This is a genomic window from Hyphococcus sp., from assembly GCF_965228385.1.
GTDB lineage: Bacteria > Pseudomonadota > Alphaproteobacteria > Caulobacterales > Parvularculaceae > Hyphococcus.
This window is the reverse complement of record NZ_OZ245810.1, coordinates 2,204,334-2,227,264: the sequence shown is the minus strand read 5'-3', so window position 1 is coordinate 2,227,264 and position 22,931 is coordinate 2,204,334. Positions and strand designations below refer to the sequence as shown.

The 22,931-nt window shown below is 54.3% G+C and carries 19 protein-coding genes and 2 tRNA genes; 13 read left to right on the top strand and 8 right to left on the bottom strand.

The window, feature by feature from the left end:
* Positions 1–26 precede the first annotated feature (26 nt).
* The 3 genes from ACQK2Q_RS10485 to ACQK2Q_RS10475 all read left to right on the top strand — a co-directional run bounded on the left by ACQK2Q_RS10485 (position 27) and on the right by ACQK2Q_RS10475 (position 5,425).
* Positions 27–1,751, top strand: coding sequence for a DUF1800 domain-containing protein (locus ACQK2Q_RS10485; protein WP_425409690.1), 1,725 nt, complete (start codon positions 27–29; stop codon positions 1,749–1,751).
* A gap of 10 nt (positions 1,752–1,761) precedes the next feature.
* Complete coding sequence (locus tag ACQK2Q_RS10480; protein ID WP_425409689.1) at positions 1,762–3,165, top strand: DUF1501 domain-containing protein; 1,404 nt, start codon at positions 1,762–1,764, stop codon at positions 3,163–3,165.
* A 157-nt stretch (positions 3,166–3,322) separates the two neighbouring features.
* A complete protein-coding gene (locus tag ACQK2Q_RS10475; protein ID WP_425409688.1) occupies positions 3,323–5,425 on the top strand; it encodes a TonB-dependent receptor family protein in 2,103 nt (700 codons plus the stop codon).
* 14 nt (positions 5,426–5,439) lie between these two features.
* Here ACQK2Q_RS10475 and ACQK2Q_RS10470 read toward each other — a convergent pair.
* The 8 genes from ACQK2Q_RS10470 to queF form a co-directional block, all read right to left on the bottom strand.
* Positions 5,440–5,515: transfer RNA gene (locus ACQK2Q_RS10470), tRNA-Lys, on the bottom strand.
* Between the two features lie 170 nt (positions 5,516–5,685).
* On the bottom strand, positions 5,686–6,813 hold the full coding sequence (gene tgt, locus ACQK2Q_RS10465; protein ID WP_425409687.1) for a tRNA guanosine(34) transglycosylase Tgt: 1,128 nt from the start codon (positions 6,811–6,813) through the stop codon (positions 5,686–5,688).
* Positions 6,810–7,148, bottom strand: a complete 339-nt coding sequence (locus tag ACQK2Q_RS10460; RefSeq protein WP_425409686.1) for a tRNA-binding protein — start codon at positions 7,146–7,148, stop codon at positions 6,810–6,812. The genes tgt and ACQK2Q_RS10460 overlap by 4 nt, the downstream gene beginning before the upstream one ends.
* Positions 7,148–8,203 carry a tRNA preQ1(34) S-adenosylmethionine ribosyltransferase-isomerase QueA gene (gene queA, locus ACQK2Q_RS10455; RefSeq protein ID WP_425409685.1) on the bottom strand — a complete coding sequence of 352 codons (1,056 nt, stop codon included), beginning with the start codon at positions 8,201–8,203 and terminating at the stop codon, positions 7,148–7,150. Before queA ends, ACQK2Q_RS10460 begins: the two co-directional genes overlap by 1 nt.
* A gap of 45 nt (positions 8,204–8,248) precedes the next feature.
* Positions 8,249–9,016, bottom strand: a complete 768-nt coding sequence (cysE, locus tag ACQK2Q_RS10450; protein ID WP_425411146.1) for a serine O-acetyltransferase — start codon at positions 9,014–9,016, stop codon at positions 8,249–8,251.
* 93 nt (positions 9,017–9,109) lie between these two features.
* Complete coding sequence (locus tag ACQK2Q_RS10445) at positions 9,110–9,721, bottom strand: NUDIX domain-containing protein (protein ID WP_425409684.1); 612 nt, start codon at positions 9,719–9,721, stop codon at positions 9,110–9,112.
* Positions 9,718–10,608 (bottom strand): peptidylprolyl isomerase, encoded by an 891-nt coding sequence (locus ACQK2Q_RS10440; protein WP_425409683.1) that lies wholly within the window; start codon positions 10,606–10,608, stop codon positions 9,718–9,720. The genes ACQK2Q_RS10445 and ACQK2Q_RS10440 overlap by 4 nt, the downstream gene beginning before the upstream one ends.
* A 4-nt stretch (positions 10,609–10,612) precedes the next feature.
* Entirely contained in the window at positions 10,613–11,113 is a 501-nt protein-coding gene (queF, locus tag ACQK2Q_RS10435) for a preQ(1) synthase (RefSeq protein WP_425409682.1), read from the bottom strand.
* A gap of 154 nt (positions 11,114–11,267) precedes the next feature.
* Between queF and ACQK2Q_RS10430 the strand changes: the two genes are divergently transcribed.
* From ACQK2Q_RS10430 to ACQK2Q_RS10385, 10 genes are all read left to right on the top strand, one after another.
* Positions 11,268–11,343, top strand: a tRNA-Phe gene (locus ACQK2Q_RS10430).
* 165 nt (positions 11,344–11,508) lie between these two features.
* Positions 11,509–12,696: a tyrosine-type recombinase/integrase gene (locus ACQK2Q_RS10425; protein ID WP_425409681.1), complete on the top strand. Its 1,188-nt coding sequence runs from the start codon at positions 11,509–11,511 to the stop codon at positions 12,694–12,696.
* Between the two features lie 193 nt (positions 12,697–12,889).
* The gene (locus ACQK2Q_RS10420; RefSeq protein WP_425409680.1) at positions 12,890–17,830 is read left to right on the top strand and encodes an RHS repeat domain-containing protein; all 4,941 of its coding nucleotides are present in this window, start codon (positions 12,890–12,892) and stop codon (positions 17,828–17,830) included.
* 156 nt (positions 17,831–17,986) lie between these two features.
* Positions 17,987–18,265 (top strand): hypothetical protein, encoded by a 279-nt coding sequence (locus ACQK2Q_RS10415; protein ID WP_425409679.1) that lies wholly within the window; start codon positions 17,987–17,989, stop codon positions 18,263–18,265.
* Positions 18,266–18,400: 135 nt separating this feature from the next.
* Positions 18,401–18,697, top strand: coding sequence for a hypothetical protein (locus ACQK2Q_RS10410; RefSeq protein ID WP_425409678.1), 297 nt, complete (start codon positions 18,401–18,403; stop codon positions 18,695–18,697).
* 57 nt (positions 18,698–18,754) lie between these two features.
* A complete protein-coding gene (locus ACQK2Q_RS10405; RefSeq protein WP_425409677.1) occupies positions 18,755–20,356 on the top strand; it encodes an RHS repeat domain-containing protein in 1,602 nt (533 codons plus the stop codon).
* A gap of 43 nt (positions 20,357–20,399) precedes the next feature.
* A complete protein-coding gene (locus ACQK2Q_RS10400; RefSeq protein WP_425409676.1) occupies positions 20,400–20,681 on the top strand; it encodes a hypothetical protein in 282 nt (93 codons plus the stop codon).
* Positions 20,682–20,812: 131 nt separating this feature from the next.
* Entirely contained in the window at positions 20,813–21,055 is a 243-nt protein-coding gene (locus ACQK2Q_RS10395; RefSeq protein ID WP_425409675.1) for a hypothetical protein, read from the top strand.
* Positions 21,052–22,065 (top strand): RHS repeat-associated core domain-containing protein, encoded by a 1,014-nt coding sequence (locus ACQK2Q_RS10390; RefSeq protein ID WP_425409674.1) that lies wholly within the window; start codon positions 21,052–21,054, stop codon positions 22,063–22,065. Before ACQK2Q_RS10395 ends, ACQK2Q_RS10390 begins: the two co-directional genes overlap by 4 nt.
* A gap of 21 nt (positions 22,066–22,086) precedes the next feature.
* Positions 22,087–22,353 (top strand): hypothetical protein, encoded by a 267-nt coding sequence (locus ACQK2Q_RS10385; protein ID WP_425409673.1) that lies wholly within the window; start codon positions 22,087–22,089, stop codon positions 22,351–22,353.
* Positions 22,354–22,931 lie beyond the last annotated feature (578 nt).

The following is a 22,931-nucleotide window of genomic DNA, read 5'->3' as shown; positions in this document are numbered from 1 at the left end:
GGCTGTGCGGTTCGGGAGTTGGGTGCATGGCGACTAGCGATACGGGAAAGCGCTGTTTTGGCGCTTCAATTGCAATTATTCTATTTTTTAGCATTGCGGCGTGCTCCGGCTCCGGTGATAGCGGCGATCCCGCCTCTCAGCCACCTGCGAATACGCCTCCGCCGCAATCGGCGTCATCTTCCATCACAGCGGCGGACGCGTCGCGCTTTCTCAATCAGGCGACTTTTGGCGCGACAACACGAGAAATCGAGCGTTTGCGGAATATTGGCTATGCGCAATGGTTCACCGAAGAGTTCACAAAGCCGCAAGAGTCATTGCTGCAAAGCGTGCTGCTTGTAGAAGCTTCAGGGGCTGAAGCGGGCCGCAATGAACTCAGCGAAACTTTCTGGACGCGCGCCATCTCTGGCGACGACCAGCTCCGCCAGCGCGTCGGTTTTGCGCTTTCTCAAATTCTTGTCGCCTCCTATAGCGACGGCGCGCTGGCGGAGCGTCCTGTGGCCATGGCCAATTACATGGATATGATGTCTGCCGGCGCGTTCGGAAATTTCCGGCAAACGCTCGAAAATATTACCTACAGCCCTGCTATGGCTATCTGGCTGACCTATCTGCAAAACCAGAAAGCGGACACTGCGCGGGAAGTTGTGCCGGATGAAAATTATGCGCGTGAGGTGATGCAACTGTTCACGATTGGAACGCTGGAACTTAACGGGAATGGTGAGTTGCGGCTCAGCGGAGGCGAGCCAATCGAAACATATGATAATCGAGATGTAACGGAAATGGCTAAAGTCTTTACCGGCTTAAGCTGGGCGGAGCGTTCACAATTCTTGGGGCAGCCGGACACAGTGCGTTCGGAATATTTACCGCTCGTGATGTTTGAAGAAGAACATTCGGCGGAACAAAAATCGTTCCTTGGCGAAACGATACCACCGAATACGCCAGGAAATCAAAGCATTGCAATCGCACTGGACACTCTATTCTGGCACGCCAATACGGCGCCGTTCATCTCGAAACAACTAATCCAGCGTCTTGTGACCAGTAATCCATCTCCAGCCTATGTGGGGCGCGTGGCTACTGCGTTTCGTAGCGGTCGCTATAGGTTTTCTGGAGGCGAAGCAGTGGGAAGCGGAACGCGAGGCGACATGCGCGCGGTAGTGGCCGCCATTCTGATGGATGATGAAGCGCGAAATGCGACAACCGCTGGCGGCGCGCAATTTGGAAAATTACGCGAGCCGGTATTGAGGTTCACGCACTGGGCGCGCGCCTTTGGCGTAACCCGTACGCGTGTTGATACAGTAGAGGCGGCACGCGATACGCGAGCGCCAAGCAGTTTGAATCAACAGGCGTACCGTTCGCCATCGGTCTTTAATTTTTATCGGCCAGGTTTTGTCTCGCCGGGCACGCACAGCGCAGCGGCCGGACTTGTCGCGCCTGAATTGCAGATAACCACGGCCGCCAGCGTGACCGGCTATGCAAATTTCATGGAGAATTTCATTGTTAATTATGTCGGCCGCTCGAGTTTCGCGCCGGACTATTCAAATGAGCTGACGCTTGCTGGAGATCCCGCTGCGCTGGTCGATCATCTCAACTTGCTTCTCGCATCTGGAGCGTTGTCGGCTGATACGCGCACGCGCATTATCGCCGCCGTTAATGCGATTTCCACCGGCTCAGGACAGTTTAGCCGGGATGAGTTGCGCGTGCGTACGGCAGTGCTTTTTGTCATGACTTCATCCGATTACATTGTTTCTCGATAGGGGCGTATCCATGAGTCTTACGCGACGTAATTTTTTGAATACAGGCGCTGCTTGCACACTTGGCGGCGCCGCTGGTTTCGCCAACGATCTTATGCGATTTAATGCATTTGCGGCGGACACTTCTGGCTATCGCGCCATCATATGCGTATTTCTCTTTGGTGGAATGGACAGTTACGACGCCGTGATTCCCTACGACACGCACAATTACAATCAATATGCGAATATCCGACGTGAACTTTTAAACCGCTATGACAGTAATGACGGTGGTTCGACGCGAGACCGCGATCGTCTGTTGCCGCTCAATCTGGCGAACGCATCGGCATTCGGCGGGCGGCAATTTGCACTGCCGCCAGAACTCGGACCGCTTCATGAACTCATAAATCGCGGAGACGGCGCCATCGTCTCCAATGTCGGGCCGCTAGTGGTTCCCATGAACCGCGATGATTACAACAACGGAACTGCGCCGCGCCCGCCGCGGCTTTTTTCCCATAATGATCAGCAATCAGTATGGATGTCGTCTCAGCCGGAAGGCGCGCAGCTGGGCTGGGGCGGTCGGCTTTCCGACATGGCCGTCTCATCTCTTGGCAATAGCAACGCTACGTTTACGACGGTATCGACGGCAGGTTCGACAGTTTTTCTTCAGGGAGAAATCGTGGGCCAATATGAAGTTGGTTCAAGCGGCCCACAGGAAATTCGCGGCGTTGGCGACAATGCGATGTTTGGCTCTGATTCTCTGCCCAGTATTTATGAAGCCCATTTGCGCGCTGAAGGACAATCCCTGAATAACCTTTTTCAGCGTGATTTCGTAAACGTCATGAACCGCTCTATCGATGCAAATCGGGAATTGCGGGAATCGTTTGGCGGCGCAGCGCCGTTTTCGACAGTTTTCCCGGAAACAGGTCTTGGACGCCAGTTGCAAATTGTGGCGCGCATTATTGCGCTACGGTCTTCTCTTGGCGTTAGCCGGCAAGTGTTCTTTGTCGGGACAGGCGGTTTTGATACGCATTCGGATCAGCATAGAAACATGCCCCGCTTGCAGACGGATATAGCATTATCAATGCGCGCCTTTTATGATGCAACGGCGGCGATGGGCGTGGACAGAGATGTGACGTCGTTTACGGCGTCGGATTTTGGAAGAACGCTCACCATCAATAGAGACGGCACCGACCATGGTTGGGGCGCGCATCATTTTGTCATTGGCGGAGGCGTCAACGGCGCCCGGATCGTCGGTGATTTTCCTGAACCGGTCCTCGACCATCAATTTGATTCCGGCAATGGCCGGTTGATTCCTTCTATATCAGTGGATCAGTTTGCCTCAACGCTCGGCGGCTGGTTTGGTTTGAATAGCAGTGAACGGCATGACGCGCTGCCTGGGCTTTCCAATTTCACTCAAACCGATATCGGGCTGTTCTAACCCGAGCGCAGATTCGAATAGAGATTGAGTTCACGGTAAGAAGCCGGGAAACCGCGCCCATCGTTCAGTTTAACCTCCGTTGCGGAGCACTTCTATGAAAAGTAATAGCACTAAAAATAAAAAGGAGTGTCTCGTCGCAGTTTGTGCAACGCTACCTTTGTTCACGCCAGCTGGGCATGCCGCCGTCGTTACGCCAGCGGGTGAGTCCGATAGCAACGACATCTATAAAATTGAAACACTACGCGACCGGCCGCTTGATGAGTATATTAAAATTGTTCGCGCTGGCGCGAAGGATGAGCGTAATCAGAGTGATTTTATCGATAATTATGCTGATGACGCCAGCGATGCATTTTTCTTTGCTCCAGGCGTAACGGTCAACAGGCTCGATCTACAGGAACCAAGGATCATTATTCGTGGTTTTGCAGTAGCAAACAGCCAACATCGCTCAACAGTCAAACTATTGCAGAACGCCTTCCCGCTGACGGACGTTCACGGAACGGCGAATGCATCAGAAGTTGACTTACAGTCGACGGATCGCGTCAGCATTTACCGCGGCGTCGCAAATCTTCGCGAAGGCGGCGATAATCTCGGCGGCGTTGTCAATTTCATTTCCAAAACCGGCAGGACTGCGCGGCAGGGAGTTACAGCGCGCGTTGATGCGGGGGCGGCCATAAACGGCAAACCGGCCGGACAGGCGCATATAGCGATTGCTCACGGCGTTCCTGCCGGCGCGATGGATTATTATGCGGGCTTCACTGGTGTTTATGAAAACGGTTTTCGCGACAACAACCGGCGCGTTAGCGAGCAGTTTCACGGTAATATCGGCTGGCGGATGGCGGACTGGATTGAAACGAGAATCTTCGCCGATCTCACCAACAGTGAAACCGAATTGGCGGGTGGATTGACCTTGCCGGAACTGTTGGCGGATCCAGACGAGCCGTCACCGCCGATTATACTGGGACCATTGTTTCCCGGCGGACCGGTCTTCAACCTGATCGATGGCGCGCGCCAAGATGATTTTGCGCGAAATGTAAGGGAAGGGCGGCTCGCCAGCCAGACCAACATTGGTCTGCTGGACTACAACATTGAACTCGGTGGTTATTATACGCGACGTCGGGTTGAAAGTCCGCAATCAGATTTTTCAGGCTACATAAATGAATATGGCGGCGAATGGGGCGCGCGCGTTCATGTGGAGAGGGCGGCTACGTTACTGGGCCGTGAAGCTTTTTATCGCGTTGGCGGGGCATACGCCAATGGGAATCAGGATTCCGACCGCTATGAGAATATTGGCGGCTCTAAAGGATTCTTGCTTTCTCAAACGATACAAAAATCCAAAAATCTAAGCGGCTTTTTCGAAGTCATTTTCAAGCCGGTGAAAAGACTGACGGTTGATATTGGTGCGAAATTTATCCGGGTTGAGCGCGATCTGGCGGATGTTATCAATGACGATGATGACAGCCGGATTTTTACTGGCGTCGCCGCTCGCGCAGGCGGCGTATATAAAGTGATGGAACGGCTTGAAGTGTATGTTAGCGCGTCGCGCGCTTACGAACCGCCGTCATTTTATGAGTTAATTGCAGAAGATCCGACAACGTTTAACAGCCTTGAAGAGCAGGATTCCTTTACGCTGGAAGCGGGGGTGCGCGGCTCTCTCGGCGACTGGGTCGGTTGGGATATCGCCTATTTCGACACGGACGTTGAAGACGAAATTATCAATACCGGCGACCCGGCGAGTTTCGTCAACAACGATGTGTTTGAAAACGTCGACAAGACAACGCGCAAGGGTGTCGAGGCGGGTGTCGATATGCATTTTTTCCCTGAACTGATGGCCGCGCGCGATGCGTCGCTGACACTGCGTAACGTTTATGGATACAATAATTACCAGTATACAGACGCGGGTCCGCTCGGTTCACTTGAAGGAAACCGAATACCCGGAGCGCCACTTCATCTTTACCGTGGCGAGCTGCGCTACACAGCAAACGGACGATGGTTCGCGGCGGCCAATGTCTCTTACTCACGCGGCGCCCATTATGCGGATCACGTGAATGAAGTTCAAATACCAGTCGGCGCCGTCTTCGGTTTCTCCGCCGGCATGGTGCTGAGTGATCGGATTGAGCTTTATGCGTCGGGCGAAAATGTGACGGATCGCGCAAATGTGGGTGGTTTCGCTCCAGTGACGTCGCAAAATCTCGTTCAGGCGCGGATTTTCACGCCAGACGCTCGCGCCGCCGTCTATGGCGGCATGCGGTATAAATTCTAATCGTAAGAGATAAGTGGTGAGCCCTGATGGATTCGAACCATCGACCTACTGATTAAAAGTCAGTTGCTCTACCAACTGAGCTAAGGGCCCACTGACAAGCGGCGCAAACGCTGCGGAACGCATATCGCCAAAAGACTTCTTCAGGCAAACAAAAACCGCTCACGATTGCCGTAGAGCGGCGAGACGCCTTGGAAGGCGCGGAACATAAGGGCGGCGCCGGCGCTGGTCAACCGATTCGCGGTTCTCGACGGATAGATATTTTATACGACCGCCTCGCCGGTTTCGGACTTGAACTTTTCGATAAAAACGCCAAGCCGTCCTGACGTGATCGCCGCGCGCAACCCCGCCATAAGATCCTGATAATATTGAAGGTTGTGCCAGGTGAGCAGCATCGGCCCCAGATATTCTCCGGCTTTGAAGAGGTGGTGGAGGTAGGCTTTCGAATAGTCCCGGCTTGCAGGGCAGTGGCTTTTTGCGTCGAGCGGCGCCGGGTCATCGGCGAAAACTGCATTCTTGATGTTAATAGCGCCATTGCGTGTCCACGCCTGGCCGTGACGCCCTGAGCGGGTTGGCGCGACGCAGTCGAACATGTCAATCCCGCGCGCGACGGCGCCGACAATATCCGCCGGCTTGCCAACCCCCATCAGGTAACGTGGTTTGCGCTCCGGCATGTGCGGGCAGGTGAATTCCAGCACACGAAACATTTCCTCGCGTCCTTCGCCGACGGCGAGCCCGCCGATGGAATAGCCGGGAAAATCTATTTCCATCAATCTATGGAGACTTTCGCGTCGTAAATCTTCATAATTAGCGCCCTGGACAATACCAAAAAGCGCCTGTCCAGAATTCGATTTTTCCTGAAAAGCTTGTTTTGAACGCGCCGCCCAGCGCGCGGAAAGCAGCATGGACTCGCGAGCAGCTTCTGGGGCAATAGGGATTGCTGGACATTCATCGAGTTGCATTTGAATGTCGGAACCCAACAGGCACTGAATTTCAATGGAGCGTTCCGGCGTCAGCATGTGACGAGAGCCGTCAATATGCGACTGGAAAGACACGCCTTCTTCTGTCAGCTTCCGGAGTTTTGAAAGCGACATGACTTGAAATCCGCCGCTATCCGTTAAAATGGGGTAGGGCCAGTTCATGAAGTCATGCAGCCCCCCTAGCGCGGCGACACGCTCGGCGGAGGGACGCAACATCAAATGGTAGGTATTGCCGAGGACAATATCAGCGCCGGTCGCGTATACATTCTCCGGCAGCATGGCCTTTACAGTTCCAGCCGTGCCGACCGGCATGAACGCGGGAGTTCTTATTTCGCCGCGCGGCGTTGCAATCAAGCCGACGCGCGCCGCGCCGTCGCTCGCGTTTAAAGTGAATGAAAAAGCATCGGTCAATACAGTCTCCCGCCGTTCGGTACGCTCTTGGAAGGAGAAATCAGGACGACTTCGTCAGCGTCGTCCGGGAATCCGAGGATCAACACCTCTGACATAAAATCAGCGATCTGGCGCGGCGGAAAATTAACGACGGCAGCGACCTGACGACCGATCAGGTTCAGTTTTCCATAATGCTTCGTGATCTGAGCGGAAGATTTTTTGACGCCGATGTCTTCACCAAAGTCGACCCAAACCTTCCAGGCCGGTTTGCGTGCTTTTTCAAACGGCTGAACATCAATGATGGTTCCAGCGCGGATATCGATTTTTATGAACTCGTCAAAGGTAATTTCATTCATCAATTGCGCTCCAGCAGGCAGGCGTCGCCATAGGAATAAAAACGATATTGGTTATTTATCGCATGGGCGTAGGCGGCTTTCATAGTCTCAACGCCGGTAAAAGCGCAAACCAGCATAAACAACGTGGAGCGCGGCAAGTGAAAATTGGTCATAAGCATATCGACGCTTTTAAATCGGTAACCTGGCGTTATAAAAATATCCGTTTCCCCGGAGAATGGGTGAACGCTGCCGTCATCGCGTGCGGCGCTTTCGATCAAACGCAAGGATGTTGTGCCAACAGCGACAATACGGCCGCCTGCTCGCCTTGTTTTATTTATTTGCGCAGCTTGCCGTTCTGTTATTTCGCCCCATTCCGCATGCATTTTATGTTCGCTGGTCTCTTCGGCCGTAACCGGAAGAAAAGTACCGGCCCCAACATGCAATGTAATGGAAAGATGCTGAACTCCCTTACCACTCAAGATTTCTATTAATGATGGTGTGAAGTGCAGTCCTGCGGTAGGCGCCGCGACAGAACCCAATGCATTCGCGAATATCGTCTGATAATTTTCGGAATCGGTTTCGTTAGCCGGGCGCTTGCGCGCAATATAGGGGGGGAGTGGCATAACGCCGGCGCGCGATAAGACAGCTTCAAAAGTTTCATCAGCGATCTCGAATTTTAAATCCGCTTCAGCGCCTTCACGGCGGGTCACCCTGGCGTATAGGCCGCTTTTGAAACGGACAGTGTCACCTGTCTTCAATCGCTTCGCCGGGCGAACAAACGCGCGCCAGTAATGATCGCCAAGCTCTTTGTGCAGTGTCGCTTCGATTGAAACTGCTGCGTTACCGCCTCCATCAATACGCGCTGTGCGTTCACCGAAAAGTTGCGCTGGTATTACTTTCGTATCGTTGGTGACCAGAAGATCGCCGGGCTGCAGCAAAGACGGCAGACCGCGTACAAACCGATCCTCGACGCCAGCGGGACTCACATGTAACAGCCGCGCTGCATCGCGTGGCCGGGCGGGTTCCAGTGCAATCCGATCCGGTGGCAAATCAAAATCAAACAGGTCTACGCGCATCCCATATTCCATTAAAATCGGGTTTGGGCTTTCAGCGCGCTCTTACTAGATCGAATATGTATCGTAGTAAAAGTTCTGATCCATACTTTCTGAGGGCGTGGTTTCCTTGCAGGCGCCGACAGGCTTGGCCGGTACGCCAGCAACTGTGCAGTGAGGATCAACATCTTTCAAAACAACACTGCCCGCAGCGACCTTTGCGCCTTCGCCTATCTCAATATTGCCCAACACTTTCGCCCCGACGCTGATGAGTGCGCCGCGTCTGATTTTCGGGTGACGGTCGCCTTCATCCTTGCCCGTGCCGCCTAGCGTGACATTTTGGAGAATGGATACATCATCTTCAATCACAGCCGTTTCGCCGATGACAACGCCTGTGGCGTGATCGATAAACACACCCTTGCCAATTTTTGTGGCCGGATGAATGTCAACCGCGAACAGCTCTGACATCCGGCTTTGCAAATACAGCGCAAGCGCCTGACGGTCATTCCACCATAGCCAGTTCGCCGTGCGTTGCGCCTGCAGCGCCAAGTACCCTTTGTAATAAAGAATAGGCTGCATGTATTCATGACAAGCCGGATCGCGATTGTACGCAGCGCGCAAATCCGCAAGCGCTGAATCGACGATGTTCGGTTCTTTATCATAGGCTTCGGCGCAAACCTCTCGCCAGAGCATAGCGTTCATTTCAGCATCGGAGAGCTTTTGCGCCAGGCGATAGGAAAGTGCGGCCTTAAAACTCTCATGATTGAGGATTGTCGCATGCAGAAAGCTCGCAAGCACAGGTTCGGACGCGGCGGCGGAAGCGGCCTCAACCCGCATTCGCGACCAGGTTTGATCGCCTGATAAAGCGACGACATTCGACGGATCGGGCGGCGGTGAATTTGCTGGCGAATTCGACATGGGAGTATACTCCTATTTTCGCGTTGCCGCGGCAAGCAGCCGGCTACAGATAGGTTCAGGAAATTCTCCGCGCAAGGCTTTGGCCTGCGCCATCAAAGCCATCACGATTGTGAGACTGTCTGTAATTTCGCCGGTTATCACCATTTCCAACAGATCCCTATAGGAGACCCATTTTACGGTTAACGCTTCGGATGGGTCGGGCGATGCAGCGCCTTCGGTTAGATCCCAGGCAAGATAACAAGCAGCCCGTTCATCTGTTACGGAATTGGAAATATCAAACACACTGAGCGGCGCCCATGATGCAGCGGTGAAACCTGTTTCCTCCGCCAGTTCCCGTTTGGCCGATTCCAAGGGATCTATATCGAGATGTCCACCGCCTTCAGGCAACTCCCAGCTGTAGCGGTCTAGCGGAAAGCGATGCTGGCCAACAAGAGAAACCCTTCCCGCCGCGTCTATAGGCAAGACGCCGACAGCGATATTTTTAAAACGCACAACCCCATATGCGCCGGTCGATCCGTCCGGATGCGTCACATCATGATCGACAATTTTGACCCACGGGTTTTCAAAAACATCACGTTTGGCCTCAATCCGCCAAGGGCCAATTGAAACTTCGTGAGTTGTCATTCTGATTCAGCAGATCGAACTGGAATGTTCAGCGCGCAAATGTCAACATGATTGGGCCTGTGATAAAAAAACGCTTCAGGCCGATTGCGGCGCGCTTCAACATATGCGTCAAAAGTTTCCGTGCCCGAGCGTAGAATTTCCAGCGAAGGTTGTTGGTCAGCAGGCAAGTCGGTTGCTACGCGCATGGAGATGATCGTCTCGCCCTGATCGTCCTCTTGCGTTTGCGGCGGCGTTATACGCCTCAACGCTTGTAGATGCTCCATGCCTTCCACGACACGGCCAAAAACTGAAAGATTTCGGTCGAGATAGCGTTGCGGCTGCAAAGCAATATAAAATTCTGTGGCGGCGCTGTCTTTTGCATCAGTGCGTCCGAGCGCCATAGCGCCGGCGCAGTGAAGATGCCAGACAGTCTCGCTCGTTTCATCCACGCCCGCCGGCAGGCTGTCTATAAAACCGACTTGCGAAGTATAACCGTCTAAATCCTTAATCGGCGTGAACGTCATGTTATCAGAATACGGCTCGTCAAACTCTGCATTGAGAGCGCTCTTTGCAGTTTTTACTTCGCGAGTTTCGAAAGCGTCTCCGCCTTGCGCGACAAACCCGTCGATGACGCGATAAAAAGACAATCCATCGTAAAAGCTTTCTCGCGCTAGCGCTTTGATCTGGGAAACATGATTTTGTGCAAGCTGCGAGGAGAGAGCGACAATGACTCGTCCGTATTCAAGTTCAATCACCAGGAGATATTCCGGATCGAGCGCGCGCCAGTCGGACGGGTCCGCATTTTCCAGCACCGCCGCAGGCGACGGCTTGCCTTCCAGCGCATCCGCAAGCACGGGTTGCGTGCTTAACAGCAGCGCGGGCGCGAGTGTCCACATAAAGTTGTTCATTCGCTTATCCTCTGCCGCGATATGGCGCGACTCCGGTTTCCGGCAGCCACAAACCTTTCGGCGGAGCGCCAGTCTGGAAAAATACATCAATCGGCATACCGCCCCGCGGATACCAATAGCCGCCAATGCGCAACCATTTCGGTTTGACGGCGGCGATTATGCGCTTGGCGATCATTACTGTGCAATCTTCATGAAAAGCGCCGTGGTTTCGAAACGCAGTCAGAAACAACTTAAGAGATTTCGATTCTACGATCAATTTTCCAGGAACGTAATCCATAACCAGATGCGCGAAATCCGGCTGGCCGGTGACAGGGCAAAGACTAGTGAATTCCGGCGCTGTAAATCGCACAAGATAAAGAGAATCATGATGAGGATTCGCCGCCGTTTCCAGTCGGGCCTCTGCTGGAGAAGCTGCTCGTTCTGTGTGCTCGCCGAGCATGGTAAATTCGGCTTTCGCGGATGATTTGACGGCGGTTTTCTTACGTTTGCGCGGACTGGCTGCCATGGCATGACCTTTGTGTTTTGTTCCTGCTTAGGGGAGGCTGGGCTTGAGCGCAAAGCGTAAGGTTTTTTGCCGTTTCGCCCGTAGACAAGCCGGCCCCTCCTGGCCTATAAGCCGCGCTCCGCTGGACGGGATATCCCCTGTTTCCGGTTAATACGCCCAGGTAGCTCAGTTGGTAGAGCAGCGGACTGAAAATCCGCGTGTCGGTGGTTCAAATCCGCCCCTGGGCACCATTCTCAAAATTTTCTACATCCCATAATGTCCAATATATCAACAAAAACAGCGAATTGCGTTGATATTGCGTCCAAGCGCGTCCGGCAAGGTCTCTTATAATTGGGGGTATTTGGGGGTATATTCGGGGGTATCGACGATTCCGGTGAGGAGGCGATACCCCCAAGATGCTTACAGCGCTCGCAATCAAGAACGCCGCCCCGCAGCCCAAGGCCTACAAGGTCTTCGATGGCGGCGGGCTGCACCTCATTATCAACCCGAACGGTTCGAAGCTGTGGAGATTGAAGTACAGACATCTTGGAAAAGAAAAGCTGATTTCGTTTGGTCCGTATCCAGATGTCAGCCTCGCCAAGGCGCGAAAGGCGCGCGAAGAAGCGCGGGAACTGATCGCTGAAGGCTTGGACCCGGCTGAACAACGCCGTGAGGCGCGCGAAAGAGAGTTGCAGACGCGCGAGAGGACCTTCCAACGCCTGGTCGGCGACTTCATTCAAAAACAGGAGCGGGAAGGTCGCGCGGAATCGACCGTCAAGAAGAACCGATGGCTACTTGGCATGGCTTGCGATGAATTCGGCGAAATGCCCGTCGTCGAGATCAAGGCGCCGGTGATCTTGAAGGCGCTGCGGAAAGTTGAAGCGCGTGGGACCTATGAAACCGCGCGACGTATGAAAATCATCGTCGGTTCAGTTCTGCGTTACGGGATTTCGTGCGGCTGGATTGATGCGGACCCGACGCCCGCATTGAACGGCGCACTGACGCAGCCTCCGCAGAAGCCCCGTGCGGCCATAACCGATACTGAGCAACTTGGCGGCCTGTTACGCGCAATCGACGATTATAACGGGCAGGCGACGACTCGCATCGGATTGCAGCTTCTCGCGCTGTTATATCCGCGGCCGGGTGAATTGCGACAGGCGCGGTGGAGCGAATTCGATTTCGAAAAGGCCGTTTGGACGATCCCGGCCGAACGCGCAAAAACACGCCGCCCCCATCGCGTGCCGCTTCCGAAAGCGGCGGTGGTGAAGCTTAAAGAATTAAAAGCGCTGACGGGCTCTGGCGAACTGATCCTGCCGTCGCTGCGCTCAGTAGTAAGGCCTGTGAGCGACGCTACTTTTACGGCTGCTTTGCGGCGCATGGGTTTCGCTAAGGAAGAAATGACGGCGCATGGATTTCGGGCTACGTTTTCTACTTTGGCAAACGAATCTGGCCTTTGGAATCCCGACGCAATCGAACGAGCGCTGGCCCATGTGGAGGGTAATGCTGTCCGCGCCGCCTATGCCCGTAGCGAATTCTGGGACGAACGCGTCCGTATGGCGAAATGGTGGGCCGACTGCCTGAATAACTTCCGCAAGTATTGTTGACTGTTAATATCCTTACACTAACGGAAAATTAGAATTCGCGATAGTGTAATATCTACATTTCAATATCAATAGAACGCATATCAGTCTTTCAATTATTGTAAATATTACAATTGACTTTTTGCTATTTTTGAATTGATCATAAAACAGGGGCAATCCTGTTTCTTCTTCCAACGGGCGATTTCAGAGGCTTTTCATGTTGCAAATGCGAACCAGGCTCGTCCTGTTTTCGACTGCGTTGACTTTATTCTTCACCGTCGGGGAGAACGGATTGGCGTTCGCGCTGCAAGTCGATGAAGGCGCGTCTGAGTCTTCAGCCGACGTTAAAACGGCGCCGGAAAAAGAGCCGAAGGAAAAGCTGGACGGTGGCGAGGAAGTGCCGCCAGAGCAAACGCAAGGGTTCGGGTCTGGAGTTCCTGAAGACTTCAAAGTCACCCATGACGGCTTCGACTTTTTAGGGAGTACGGACGTAGACACGCGATTGCGATCGGATGATATCGGTTTGCTCGGGGATCAAATTGACCCCAATACTGGTTCGCTAAATTTCGAGCATATCGATATTTCAATTCCAGGAAATTCTGATCTTGAAGTCGCGCTTCGCCGTAAGCGCGTTCAGGGTGATCCGTGGTTTTCCGCTGAGCAGCAAGGGTTTGCAGACTGGTCTGTATCCGTCCCGACATTTTCGTTCTCATATGCGCGTTATGATCGGCAGGGGAATCATAGTCAGTTGCCGCATCCAGATTGGGGGACAAATTGCTTCCTCAATTATCCGGCTGGTTTTTCATATGAATATCAGGTCTGGACATCTTCAGATACCTATTCGTTTTACGCGTGGATCGAACCTGAAACTCATTCAACCGGGCATCTTTTGTCAGTTCCAGGTCGCGCGAATAATGAAAATTTTGGAATCGACAGAGTTGCTAAATCCAAAAATGATTGGACTATTCGGTGCGAAACAGGGCCTGGCGGCGCACCGCAACTCGTCGCTACCGCGCCCAACGGCGATGCATATAAGTTTACGCGGCATATATACAGGACGGAAAATTACTATCCGCTCCCCTATGAATTGACCTGGTCATCGACAACGGTTCCATACCGAGGCGAAGAGCTGATTATTCGCGAGCATGTTGTATTGCTGGCGACGGAAGTCACTGATCTGGACGGCAACTGGGTTCGTTATGAATATACTAATGACGAGCGGGCGGAACTGACGCGCATTCATTCAAATGACGGGCGTGAAATTACGCTTAGCTACAATACCACCATGCCGAACCAGTGGGAAAATTCACGGCGCATTACTCAAGTAACGGCTAATGGACGGACTTGGATATACAATTATACGACTGCTCCCAGCGACACGGCCTATCTGCCTGGTTCCCGCAACTATCTTGCATCCGTAACATTGCCGGATGGCCGACAATGGGTATTCGACGACGGCGGCGGCCTGACGGGCATGAGCGTTAGCGTTCACCCTGCTTTCGAGTGCGGAGTACGAGAAGCTGAAGTCAAGCTGAAGCACCCTAATGGTGTTACCGGGCTATACAATTTAAAAGATACCCGTCATCTCAAAAATGAGCATGGCGGCGCTTACACCACGCCCAACCCCTCAACTTTCGATGTCGACGGTTGGGAATGGTATCTCGATTGCGAAACTGGAGAAGGGTATCAAGCAAGTTCCTCCATGCACTGGCGACCCGAGCACTGGCCGATTTTTAATGCAATGTCACTACAGGATAAAACGCTATTTGGACCTGGCTATACGGCGGCAACATGGAATTATGAGTATTCTGGATTTACGAACGGCGCCATCCCTTTAACGAAATGGACAGAAATCACCGACCCTTTCAATATTACAACACGGCGAAACTATCACCGCTATGGTGACTTCATGGGTCTATTAGAAAAAAGCGTCGTTTCGGGGCCCGCTGGAATCGCTGAGACATTTGAAATGGACTACGTCGTGGAGCCTCTGGCGAATACTCCTTCGCCGGGCAATCCGAGTAACACAGACACGATTCTACATCCCTATTTGAAGCGGCCAGTAAACCTGGCAACAACCACCCGCGGCTCGGATGTCTATAACACGCGCTACACGTACAATCTCGATTACAACGACCTCGCCTACAGCTCTCCCACCGCTTATTCCTTCGGCAAACCCACCAAGGTCGAAAAATGGTCTAACGTCGTCAGCGGCACGCGCGTCACGGATATTTCTTACGTACATTTTCTCACAGATTGGCGCGTTGGCCTGCCTGACAAAGTTAAGCGCAATAATATTGAGTTCGACGATTACGATTACGATACGCTGGGACGGCCGGTCACGCACAAAAAGTTCGGAACGACGTGGCGGACCTTCACTTACAGCAATGTGGCTGGGGAGATGGGCGCGCTGAACACCGTGACTGACGCCGCCTCTGAGGTCGTCACTTTCAGCAATTACAAGCGCGGCATGCCGCAAATCATCGAACGCGCGGACGGCGCGTTTGTCTACCGCACGGTTGACGACAATGGCTGGGTGGCGAGCGAGACCGACGCCCGGGGTTACGCCACGTCATACGACTATAATGACGTCGGCTGGCTGACGGAGATCGACCGGCCGGGCGCGCACGCGGATACGGCCATTGCCTATCAAGGGCTCGGCAATGGGTTGACGCAGATCGCGACCACGGGCTCCGTCGAGGAAAAAACCTGGTATGACGGTCTCTTGCGCCCCTATCGCGAAAGGCGCAAGGCGCTCTCCGGCGGCGGCGGGACCATCAATGTCGCGACGGAATACGACGCCATGAGCCGGGTCGCCTTTCAGTCGCTGCCGGACGCGACCTATCCGATCCTTGACGGAACCCGGACAGTTTACGACGCGCTGGGCCGCCCGCTGACGGTGACGCAGACCGCCGGGCCCGACGCGGTTACCAGTTACCAGTATCTCTCCCAGAACCGGACGCTGGTCACCGACCCGGAACTTCACCAGTCCACCACATGGTCCTCCGGTTACGGATCGCCGGACGACGGCGCGGTCGTCAAGGTGGTCGACGCCTTGGGGGCAACCACGCAAATGGACCGCGACATCTACGGCAAGATCGAACGGCTTTATCAGTACGGCACGCAGAACGGCTATACGGCGAGCGTTGAGCGCTTCTTCTATTACGATGCGCGCCAGCGGCTGTGCCGTCACCGCGCGCCGGAAATGGGCGACGAGGTGTTCGGCTATGACAGCCTCGACCGCATGGCGTGGGAGGCTTCCGGACAGCCATGGGGCGGAACGGGCTGCGCGCTTTCGCCCCCGGCGGACGCAACCGAATATGAATATGACGTGCTGAACCGTATCGAGCGCATCGATTACCCGCCCGGTACGGACGACATCGTCTACAATTACGACCTCAACGGCAATATCAAGAACATCTATCGCGGCGCGGTGTGGAGCTATAATTACGACGCCCTCAACCGGATCACGAAGGAAAAGCTGGACATTGACGGGCGCACCTATGACCACACTTATGTGCGCAACGCCAACGGCTTTGTGGAGAGCCGCGGGCGTAATGGAACGCCCGGCTACATGCAGCTCACCTATAATCCGGACGGACTGGGCCGGCCGAAAAAGGTCGCGCAAGGGGAAACGCGTTATCTCTACGCCGCCGCCTATCACCCGAACGAACAGGTCTCCGGCCTCGAATACGGCAACGGACATGAACTGGAACAGAGCCTCAATGCGCGCGGTCTGGTGCAGCTTGTGCGCCACGGCGGCGGCGGGGCGGGCGATGTTGTGCGGCTCAATTACGCCTATGACGACCGCTACAAGGTCGATGCGATCACCGACCATGTGAATGCGGGCGAGAACCGGACCTTCGACTATGACGGCGCCGGGCGGCTCCTGACCGCCACGGGGCCGTGGGGCGTCTCGGGGGCGCAGGCGACGGCGAGCTATAAATACGACGCCCTCAATAACATCCGCAAGCGGACGGTGGGCCCGCGCGTGGTCGATATCGATTACAACGCCGCGAACCGCGTCGATGACGTGACGGACACGGGCGCTCCCTTCCGTGACTTCGCCCATGATGCGCGCGGCAATGTGACGAATGACGGGCGCTATGCGATAACCTACGACGCGGCGGACCAGCCGGTGTCGATGACCGGTTCCGGCGTCAATGCCGCCTACGCCTATGACGGGAACAAAAGGCGCGTGAAATCCGTCGCGGGCGGAAAGACGACCTACTTCGTTTACTCCGCCGTCACCGGCGGGCTGATCTTCAAGGACGAAGCGACGGATTTAAAAACGACGGACTACGCCGGGATCGGGCCGGCGCAGGTGCGCATCGAAAATGGGTCCACAGCCATCTATACGTACGGCGATCATCTGGGCTCGCCCGTGGCGGCGACGGATGGGTCCGGCTCGGTGTTGTGGCGGGAGTTCTATCACCCCTTCGGCGAGGCGATGAACTACGCCGCCGGCGCCAATGACGACAACCCCGGCTTTACCGGCCATATCGACGACGCCGCCACGGGCCTCACCTACATGCAGGCCCGCTATTACGACCCGGTCATCGGGAGGTTCTATTCAACCGATCCCATCGGTTATCGGGACCAGTTGAACCTTTATGCCTACGTCCACAATGATCCGGTGAATGCATGGGACCCGACGGGGGAGGAAACGGAAGTTGAGCTTCGAGGTGAAAAATTGGGACCCGGTTATGGCCATCTCACGGTCGTAGCAACAGACACAGAAACTGGCGAGCAATTTACAGCAGAAGGCGGGCCGACTGACGGCGGTGGAGCAAAAGGCTCATCGGAACCAATTAATGCAAGTGGAGGCGTAACGGATTCGCTCGTTGCTGGTTCTGTGCTGCCTGGCGACCGGACCACTGGTCGTAGTGGCTTAGAGACCATAGACCGCACAACGGTAGATGCAGATATTGACGACGTCAGAACTTCGGTTGAAGGTTACACTTCCGATTTCAATGAAGCAGGAGCCGACTACGGGGCAGTCTCTGGGCCGAATTCAAATACTTATGCAACGGGCGCATATAGAGCAGGAACGGGGCGTGAAGCGAACATGGAAGGACGTTCTCGCGCCTATCCGGCGAGCGATACGGATAATCCGGCTGAACGGAACGAAGATCAAAGTGGCGGAAGCGGGTGGTAATTCAAAATGTCAATTGATATTTATAGAATATCCGGAAGCGTGATAAGCTCGCTAGTCATTTTATTCATTCTACTCGCATTTTCAGCATCTTCTTGTGCAGCGGAAAAACCATCTAAGTGTTTCGATTTAAGATCAAACGCAGATAGCGTCGTAGGCATGACAGAAGAATATGGGATTGATAGTGAATTGGAACGCGCTTTGCATGCGTCAAGTTTTTTAAAAGTCAAAGAATTCGCAAAGAAGAAAAAATATTCGCTTATAAAATTGGAAAAATCCGAAGAACGGAATTGCCTCAAGGCGAATGAAGATTTTGATTTGTTTCAGTTGTTTTTGCCGCCAACTAGCGAAAAAAATGTCGCTCTAATACTAGAGATTTACGTACTAGCAGACGATATTCAAATGATACAATTTCGCCATTTACGGCGCGGAATATAGCATGTTCATATCGCATACCTGAACTAGCTTTTTTTATATGCCTATGTCCACAATGATCCTATCAATCGGATCGATCCGTTTGGTCTGCATTGATATCACTGTACAGATAAGGAAATTGCGGAAGCCGAAGGTAGATTGGCAACGCATCAAGCTGTTCTTGATGAAAAAGAACGTGAAATTTCCGAGGACGGCTTCAAACGCGAAGAGTTACGTGAAGAATATTATGACGCAATACGATTACGGAATGACGCTGCAGGCGAAGTGAGTCGCCTTAGGAACCTGCAAGAACGTGTATATAATGAGCATGAAAATGAAGGCTCCCTGGATGGAGACAATCTAAGCGAGCTAGACCAAAGTTCGTGCGAAGTGGCAGCAGACGGCCTTTGTACGGTTGCCACTCGAGGAGCGGGGGCAGTCGGCTTCGCCGCGTAGGGCGGGTTGAGCTCTGGCGATACCCGCCGATTGTTTTGTCTGTTATTCTCCGCCCCCATGAGGTTCTGGCTTTCTCTTTTCGTTCTGCTGATCGGAACCCCCGCCATTGGCGGGCGCTATCACCCGAACGAACAGGTCTCCGGCCTCGAATACGGCAACGGGCATGAACTGGAACAGACCCTCAATGCGCGCGGTCTGGTGCAGCTTGTGCGCCACGGCGGCGGCGGGGCGGGCGATGTTGTGCGGCTGAACTACGCCTATGACGACCGCTACAAGATCTACGCGATCACCGACCATGTGAATACGGGCGAGAACCGGACCTTCGACTATGACGGCGCCGGGCGGCTCCTGACCGCCACGGGGCCGTGGGGCGTCTCGGGGGCGCAGGCGACGGCGAGCTATAAATACGACGCCCTCAATAACATCCGCAAGCGGACGGTGGGCCCGCGCGTGGTCGATATCGATTACAACGCCGCGAACCGCGTCGATGACGTGACGGACACGGGCGCTCCCTTCCGCGAATTCGCTCATGACGCCCGGGGCAATGTGACGAATGACGGGCGCTATGCGATAACTTACGACGCCGCCGACCAGCCGGTGTCGATGACCGGCGGCGGCGTCAATGCCGCCTACGCCTATGACGGGAACAAAAAGCGCGTGAAATCCGTCGTCAACGGAAAGACGGTCTATCACGTCTATTCGGCGCTGACGGGCGGGCTTATTTTTTCCGACAATGTGACGGACAGCGAGACGTTCGACTATGCGGGGATCGGCCCCGCCGGCGTACGCATTAAAAACGGATCGACGGTCACCTACACGCACAAGGATCATCTGGGCTCGCCCGTGGCCTCGACGGATGGGTCCGGCTCGGTGTTGTGGCGGGAGTTCTATCACCCCTTCGGCGAGGCGATGAACTACGCCGCCGGCGCCAACGACAATAACACAGGCTTCACCGGCCATGTGGAGGACGCGGCCACGGGCCTCACCTACATGCAGGCCCGCTATTTCGACCCGGTCATCGGGAGGTTCTATTCAACCGATCCGATTGATTATCAGGACCAACTGAACCTCTACAGCTACTGCCACAACGACCCCGTAGGATGCACTGATCCAACCGGCGAGTTCGGAATCGCAGGCGCTCTTGCCGGGGCGATTACCGGCACTGTAGTGGGCGGACTTGTCGCCGCAGGTTCAGAAGCGTTAAGGCAGAGAGCAAAGTACGGCAAAGTAGTAAACCTAAAGCAAGTTGGCGTTGCTGCTGCTGGCGGTGCGACAGCCGGGGCGGTTACTGGTGCTGTTATTGGGTCTGGGGCTGGAGTTGCTGCGGCTGTAACTACTGGAGCTGTAAATAACGGCGTCGCTTCATTTACCGTAAGCTTGGTCAATCAGGAATTGGAAAATGAAAACGACCCTGTTGTTCCTGAAGAAGTGAGTGCGAAAGAAGCGCTTCAGGCTGGCGTTACCGGAGCCATTGCAGGTGCCGTTCCAGTTCCGGGTGCCGGTGTTGCAACCAGTATCGTTGCCGGGGAAGCCGTCGGAAAAACAGTCGATGGTATGATTGAAGGCAGCAAAAGACGAAACGAGCAAAGAGAGGACAGCCGTAGAAATATCGAAAGAGATAGGTATCGCGATAGCCCTCTCGAAAAAGATAAATACTAAGCGTGTTTGCGCATTCCCGATCTAGAAAGATGAAAGTCCATTGATGAAAACAATCAGACAAAAGCACCTTGCTTATGTTTTTTTTACTACCCTTATCAAAGTGGCTTTACTTTTTGCCGTGTTGGTTCCGGTGCTGGAGTTTAGTTCTGAGACGCCCTTCAGAAGTTTTGAGTACGTTGCAACTACGATAGGGATCGTGGCGGCGGTTGCTATAGCTGCCGGATTAGCCACGGTTGCAGGCGTTATTTTTTATACGAAAATCGCATCTTCATTCGAATATGACGGGACGTGGAAAGACCTTCGAAAAAAGGTGCGGTTTTTTTGATAGTATCGATTGAGCGCATTTAAGCGAGCCGATTAACGTGCGCGGAACAGAACGGGTATCTCAATTAGCCGTCCTGTCCCGTCTCACGCATTGACGGCCCATTTTTTGGCTGAGGCCTTGATGATGAGGGCTTGCAGGAGTTCCTTGGCGGAAGCTTTGTCCTTATCGTCGAACTCGGCGACGGCCTCGAAGAACACTTTAAAGTCGTCGGGCGGCTCGCGTTCCCCTTCATCGAAGATCAGGGCGTCGGCGCTAATGTGAAGCGCCAGCGCGATCTTCCGCAGCGCCTCGATAGAGGGCTCGTTGCGCCCCGTCTCGTAGCGGTTCCGGCGTCAATGCCGCCTACGCCTATGACGGGAACAAAAAGCGCGTGAAATCCGTCGCGGGCGGAAAGACGACCTACTTCGTTTACTCCGCCGTCACCGGCGGGCTGATCTTCAAGGACGAAGCGACGGATTTAAAAACGACGGACTACGCCGGGATCGGGCCGGCGCAGGTGCGCATCGAAAATGGGTCCACAGCCATCTATACGTACGGCGATCATCTGGGCTCGCCCGTGGCGGCGACGGATGCGGGCGGCGCCTTCCTCTGGCGGGAGGCCTATCACCCCTTCGGCGAGACGCTGAACTACGCGGCCGGCGCCAACGACAATAACACAGGCTTCACCGGCCATGTGGAGGACGCGGCCACGGGCCTCACCTACATGCAGGCCCGCTATTACGACCCGGTCATCGGGAGGTTTTACTCAACGGACCCGATTGATTATCGGGATCAGTTGAATCTCTACGCGTATGTCCACAATGATCCGGTCAATATGACGGATCCGACTGGGGAATTTGCTTTTGCTTTCTTTGCTACTCCCGCTGGAAGAGCCATCCTAGGTGGTGCGATTGGCGGAGCAATCGCAGGGGGTGTGAATGCGACACAGCAGGTGATCACTAATGAGGGTTTCGATAATTTTAGCTTGAATCAACTTGGAATTGCTGCAGCTGGCGGCGCCGCGACAGGTGCTCTGGTAGCATCCACTGGTAATCTTGGGGCTCTGGCCGTTGGTGGTGGTGCCGCGACTGGTGCAGTTACGCTCGCAAGCGATATTGAGAGTGGCGCTGCTGCCGAAAACCCAGGCAAGACAGCATTAAAAACTGCTGCTGCAACAGTTATCGGCGGGATAACTGTGCCAGCTGGCGCGCAAGCAGGTCAACTGACCAGTACCGTTATCGATGATGTTGCCCTTGGTGTCGCTGGAGAATCTTTAACAGCGGCTGGGATTCAATTAGCTGATGGAGCCATCTCTGCAGTGCAAAATATTGATGTGGGTGGCTTGATGGATCAAGCAGCGGACGCTTTTAATGCGAAGCCAGACCTCGATGACAAGGAATATTAATTGAAACGAGCAGAGCGAAATATGAAGAAACCGGTACTACCAGCCATGCTGAAATTATTCTTCGGCGTTTTTTTAGTGGGTTCGATCATGCTGTTTATAGCGCAATTTATTGGTGTTGATGTGAAGAGCGAACCAGATTTGCCATCTAAAGCAGCGCTTGTCGTAAGGCAGATTAATTGGTGGGTGGTTTTTGGAATGTCCGCAGTTGCTGGGTTGCTGGTTGCCTTGTTTGGTGCGCTTAGAAATTCGCCCATAGCGAAATCATTGGATACTCGCGACGACAATTAGGTGTGATACGGGAAAAGCAAGATTAAAGGGCTGACGCCTGGTGCGTTGTAACGCCTTGTCTGCACATCGATTTATGCGGCGCCACGGCTTCGGGCTGTGGCGCCGTTTTGCGTCATGGCGGCGCCGCGCTGACGGCTTCCTGATCGCCCCGGCGGGGGTCTGGCGTTTCCTTCCGGCGGTCAATCGCCCTCCTGCAAATCCCCCTTTGATGGTTGCATGATTTTGGGTGGGCGCACCGCCCGAAGGGCGTTGCGGATGCGCTGTCGCGCCATAGGGCCAATGGCGTTATCATCCGGCGCATAAGGGCCTTATTTCTTGTGCTGCTGGCGCTGACCGGAACCCCCGCCATGGGCGCGGCATACCACCCGAACGGGCAGGTTTCGAGCGTCAATTTCCTGAACGGGTTACAGTTTAACCAGACGCTGAACGCGTGCACGCGCGGCCCCGGCGATCCGATTCGCCGAATCGCCCGATACCATATTATGCTGTCCGTAACTGCATGACTGGGGGCGAAGCGTTTCGGTCACAGATCCGGAACGAGGGGGAGGCGGTCGTGCGCAACAAAGCGGACTTGCGAC

Coding starts and splice junctions, on each gene's coding strand:
- ACQK2Q_RS10440 (WP_425409683.1), bottom strand. CDS start 10,608: ATGAACAACTTTATGTGGACACTCGCGCCCGCGCTGCTGTTAAGCACG.
- ACQK2Q_RS10485 (WP_425409690.1), top strand. CDS start 27: ATGGCGACTAGCGATACGGGAAAGCGCTGTTTTGGCGCTTCAATTGCA.
- ACQK2Q_RS10405 (WP_425409677.1), top strand. CDS start 18,755: ATGAGGTTCTGGCTTTCTCTTTTCGTTCTGCTGATCGGAACCCCCGCC.
- ACQK2Q_RS10385 (WP_425409673.1), top strand. CDS start 22,087: ATGAAGAAACCGGTACTACCAGCCATGCTGAAATTATTCTTCGGCGTT.
- cysE (WP_425411146.1), bottom strand. CDS start 9,016: ATGCGGGTTGAGGCCGCTTCCGCCGCCGCGTCCGAACCTGTGCTTGCG.
- ACQK2Q_RS10445 (WP_425409684.1), bottom strand. CDS start 9,721: ATGACAACTCACGAAGTTTCAATTGGCCCTTGGCGGATTGAGGCCAAA.
- ACQK2Q_RS10400 (WP_425409676.1), top strand. CDS start 20,400: ATGAAAACAATCAGACAAAAGCACCTTGCTTATGTTTTTTTTACTACC.
- ACQK2Q_RS10425 (WP_425409681.1), top strand. CDS start 11,509: ATGCTTACAGCGCTCGCAATCAAGAACGCCGCCCCGCAGCCCAAGGCC.
- queF (WP_425409682.1), bottom strand. CDS start 11,113: ATGGCAGCCAGTCCGCGCAAACGTAAGAAAACCGCCGTCAAATCATCC.
- queA (WP_425409685.1), bottom strand. CDS start 8,203: ATGCGCGTAGACCTGTTTGATTTTGATTTGCCACCGGATCGGATTGCA.
- ACQK2Q_RS10415 (WP_425409679.1), top strand. CDS start 17,987: ATGACAGAAGAATATGGGATTGATAGTGAATTGGAACGCGCTTTGCAT.
- ACQK2Q_RS10420 (WP_425409680.1), top strand. CDS start 12,890: ATGTTGCAAATGCGAACCAGGCTCGTCCTGTTTTCGACTGCGTTGACT.
- ACQK2Q_RS10460 (WP_425409686.1), bottom strand. CDS start 7,148: ATGAATGAAATTACCTTTGACGAGTTCATAAAAATCGATATCCGCGCT.
- ACQK2Q_RS10480 (WP_425409689.1), top strand. CDS start 1,762: ATGAGTCTTACGCGACGTAATTTTTTGAATACAGGCGCTGCTTGCACA.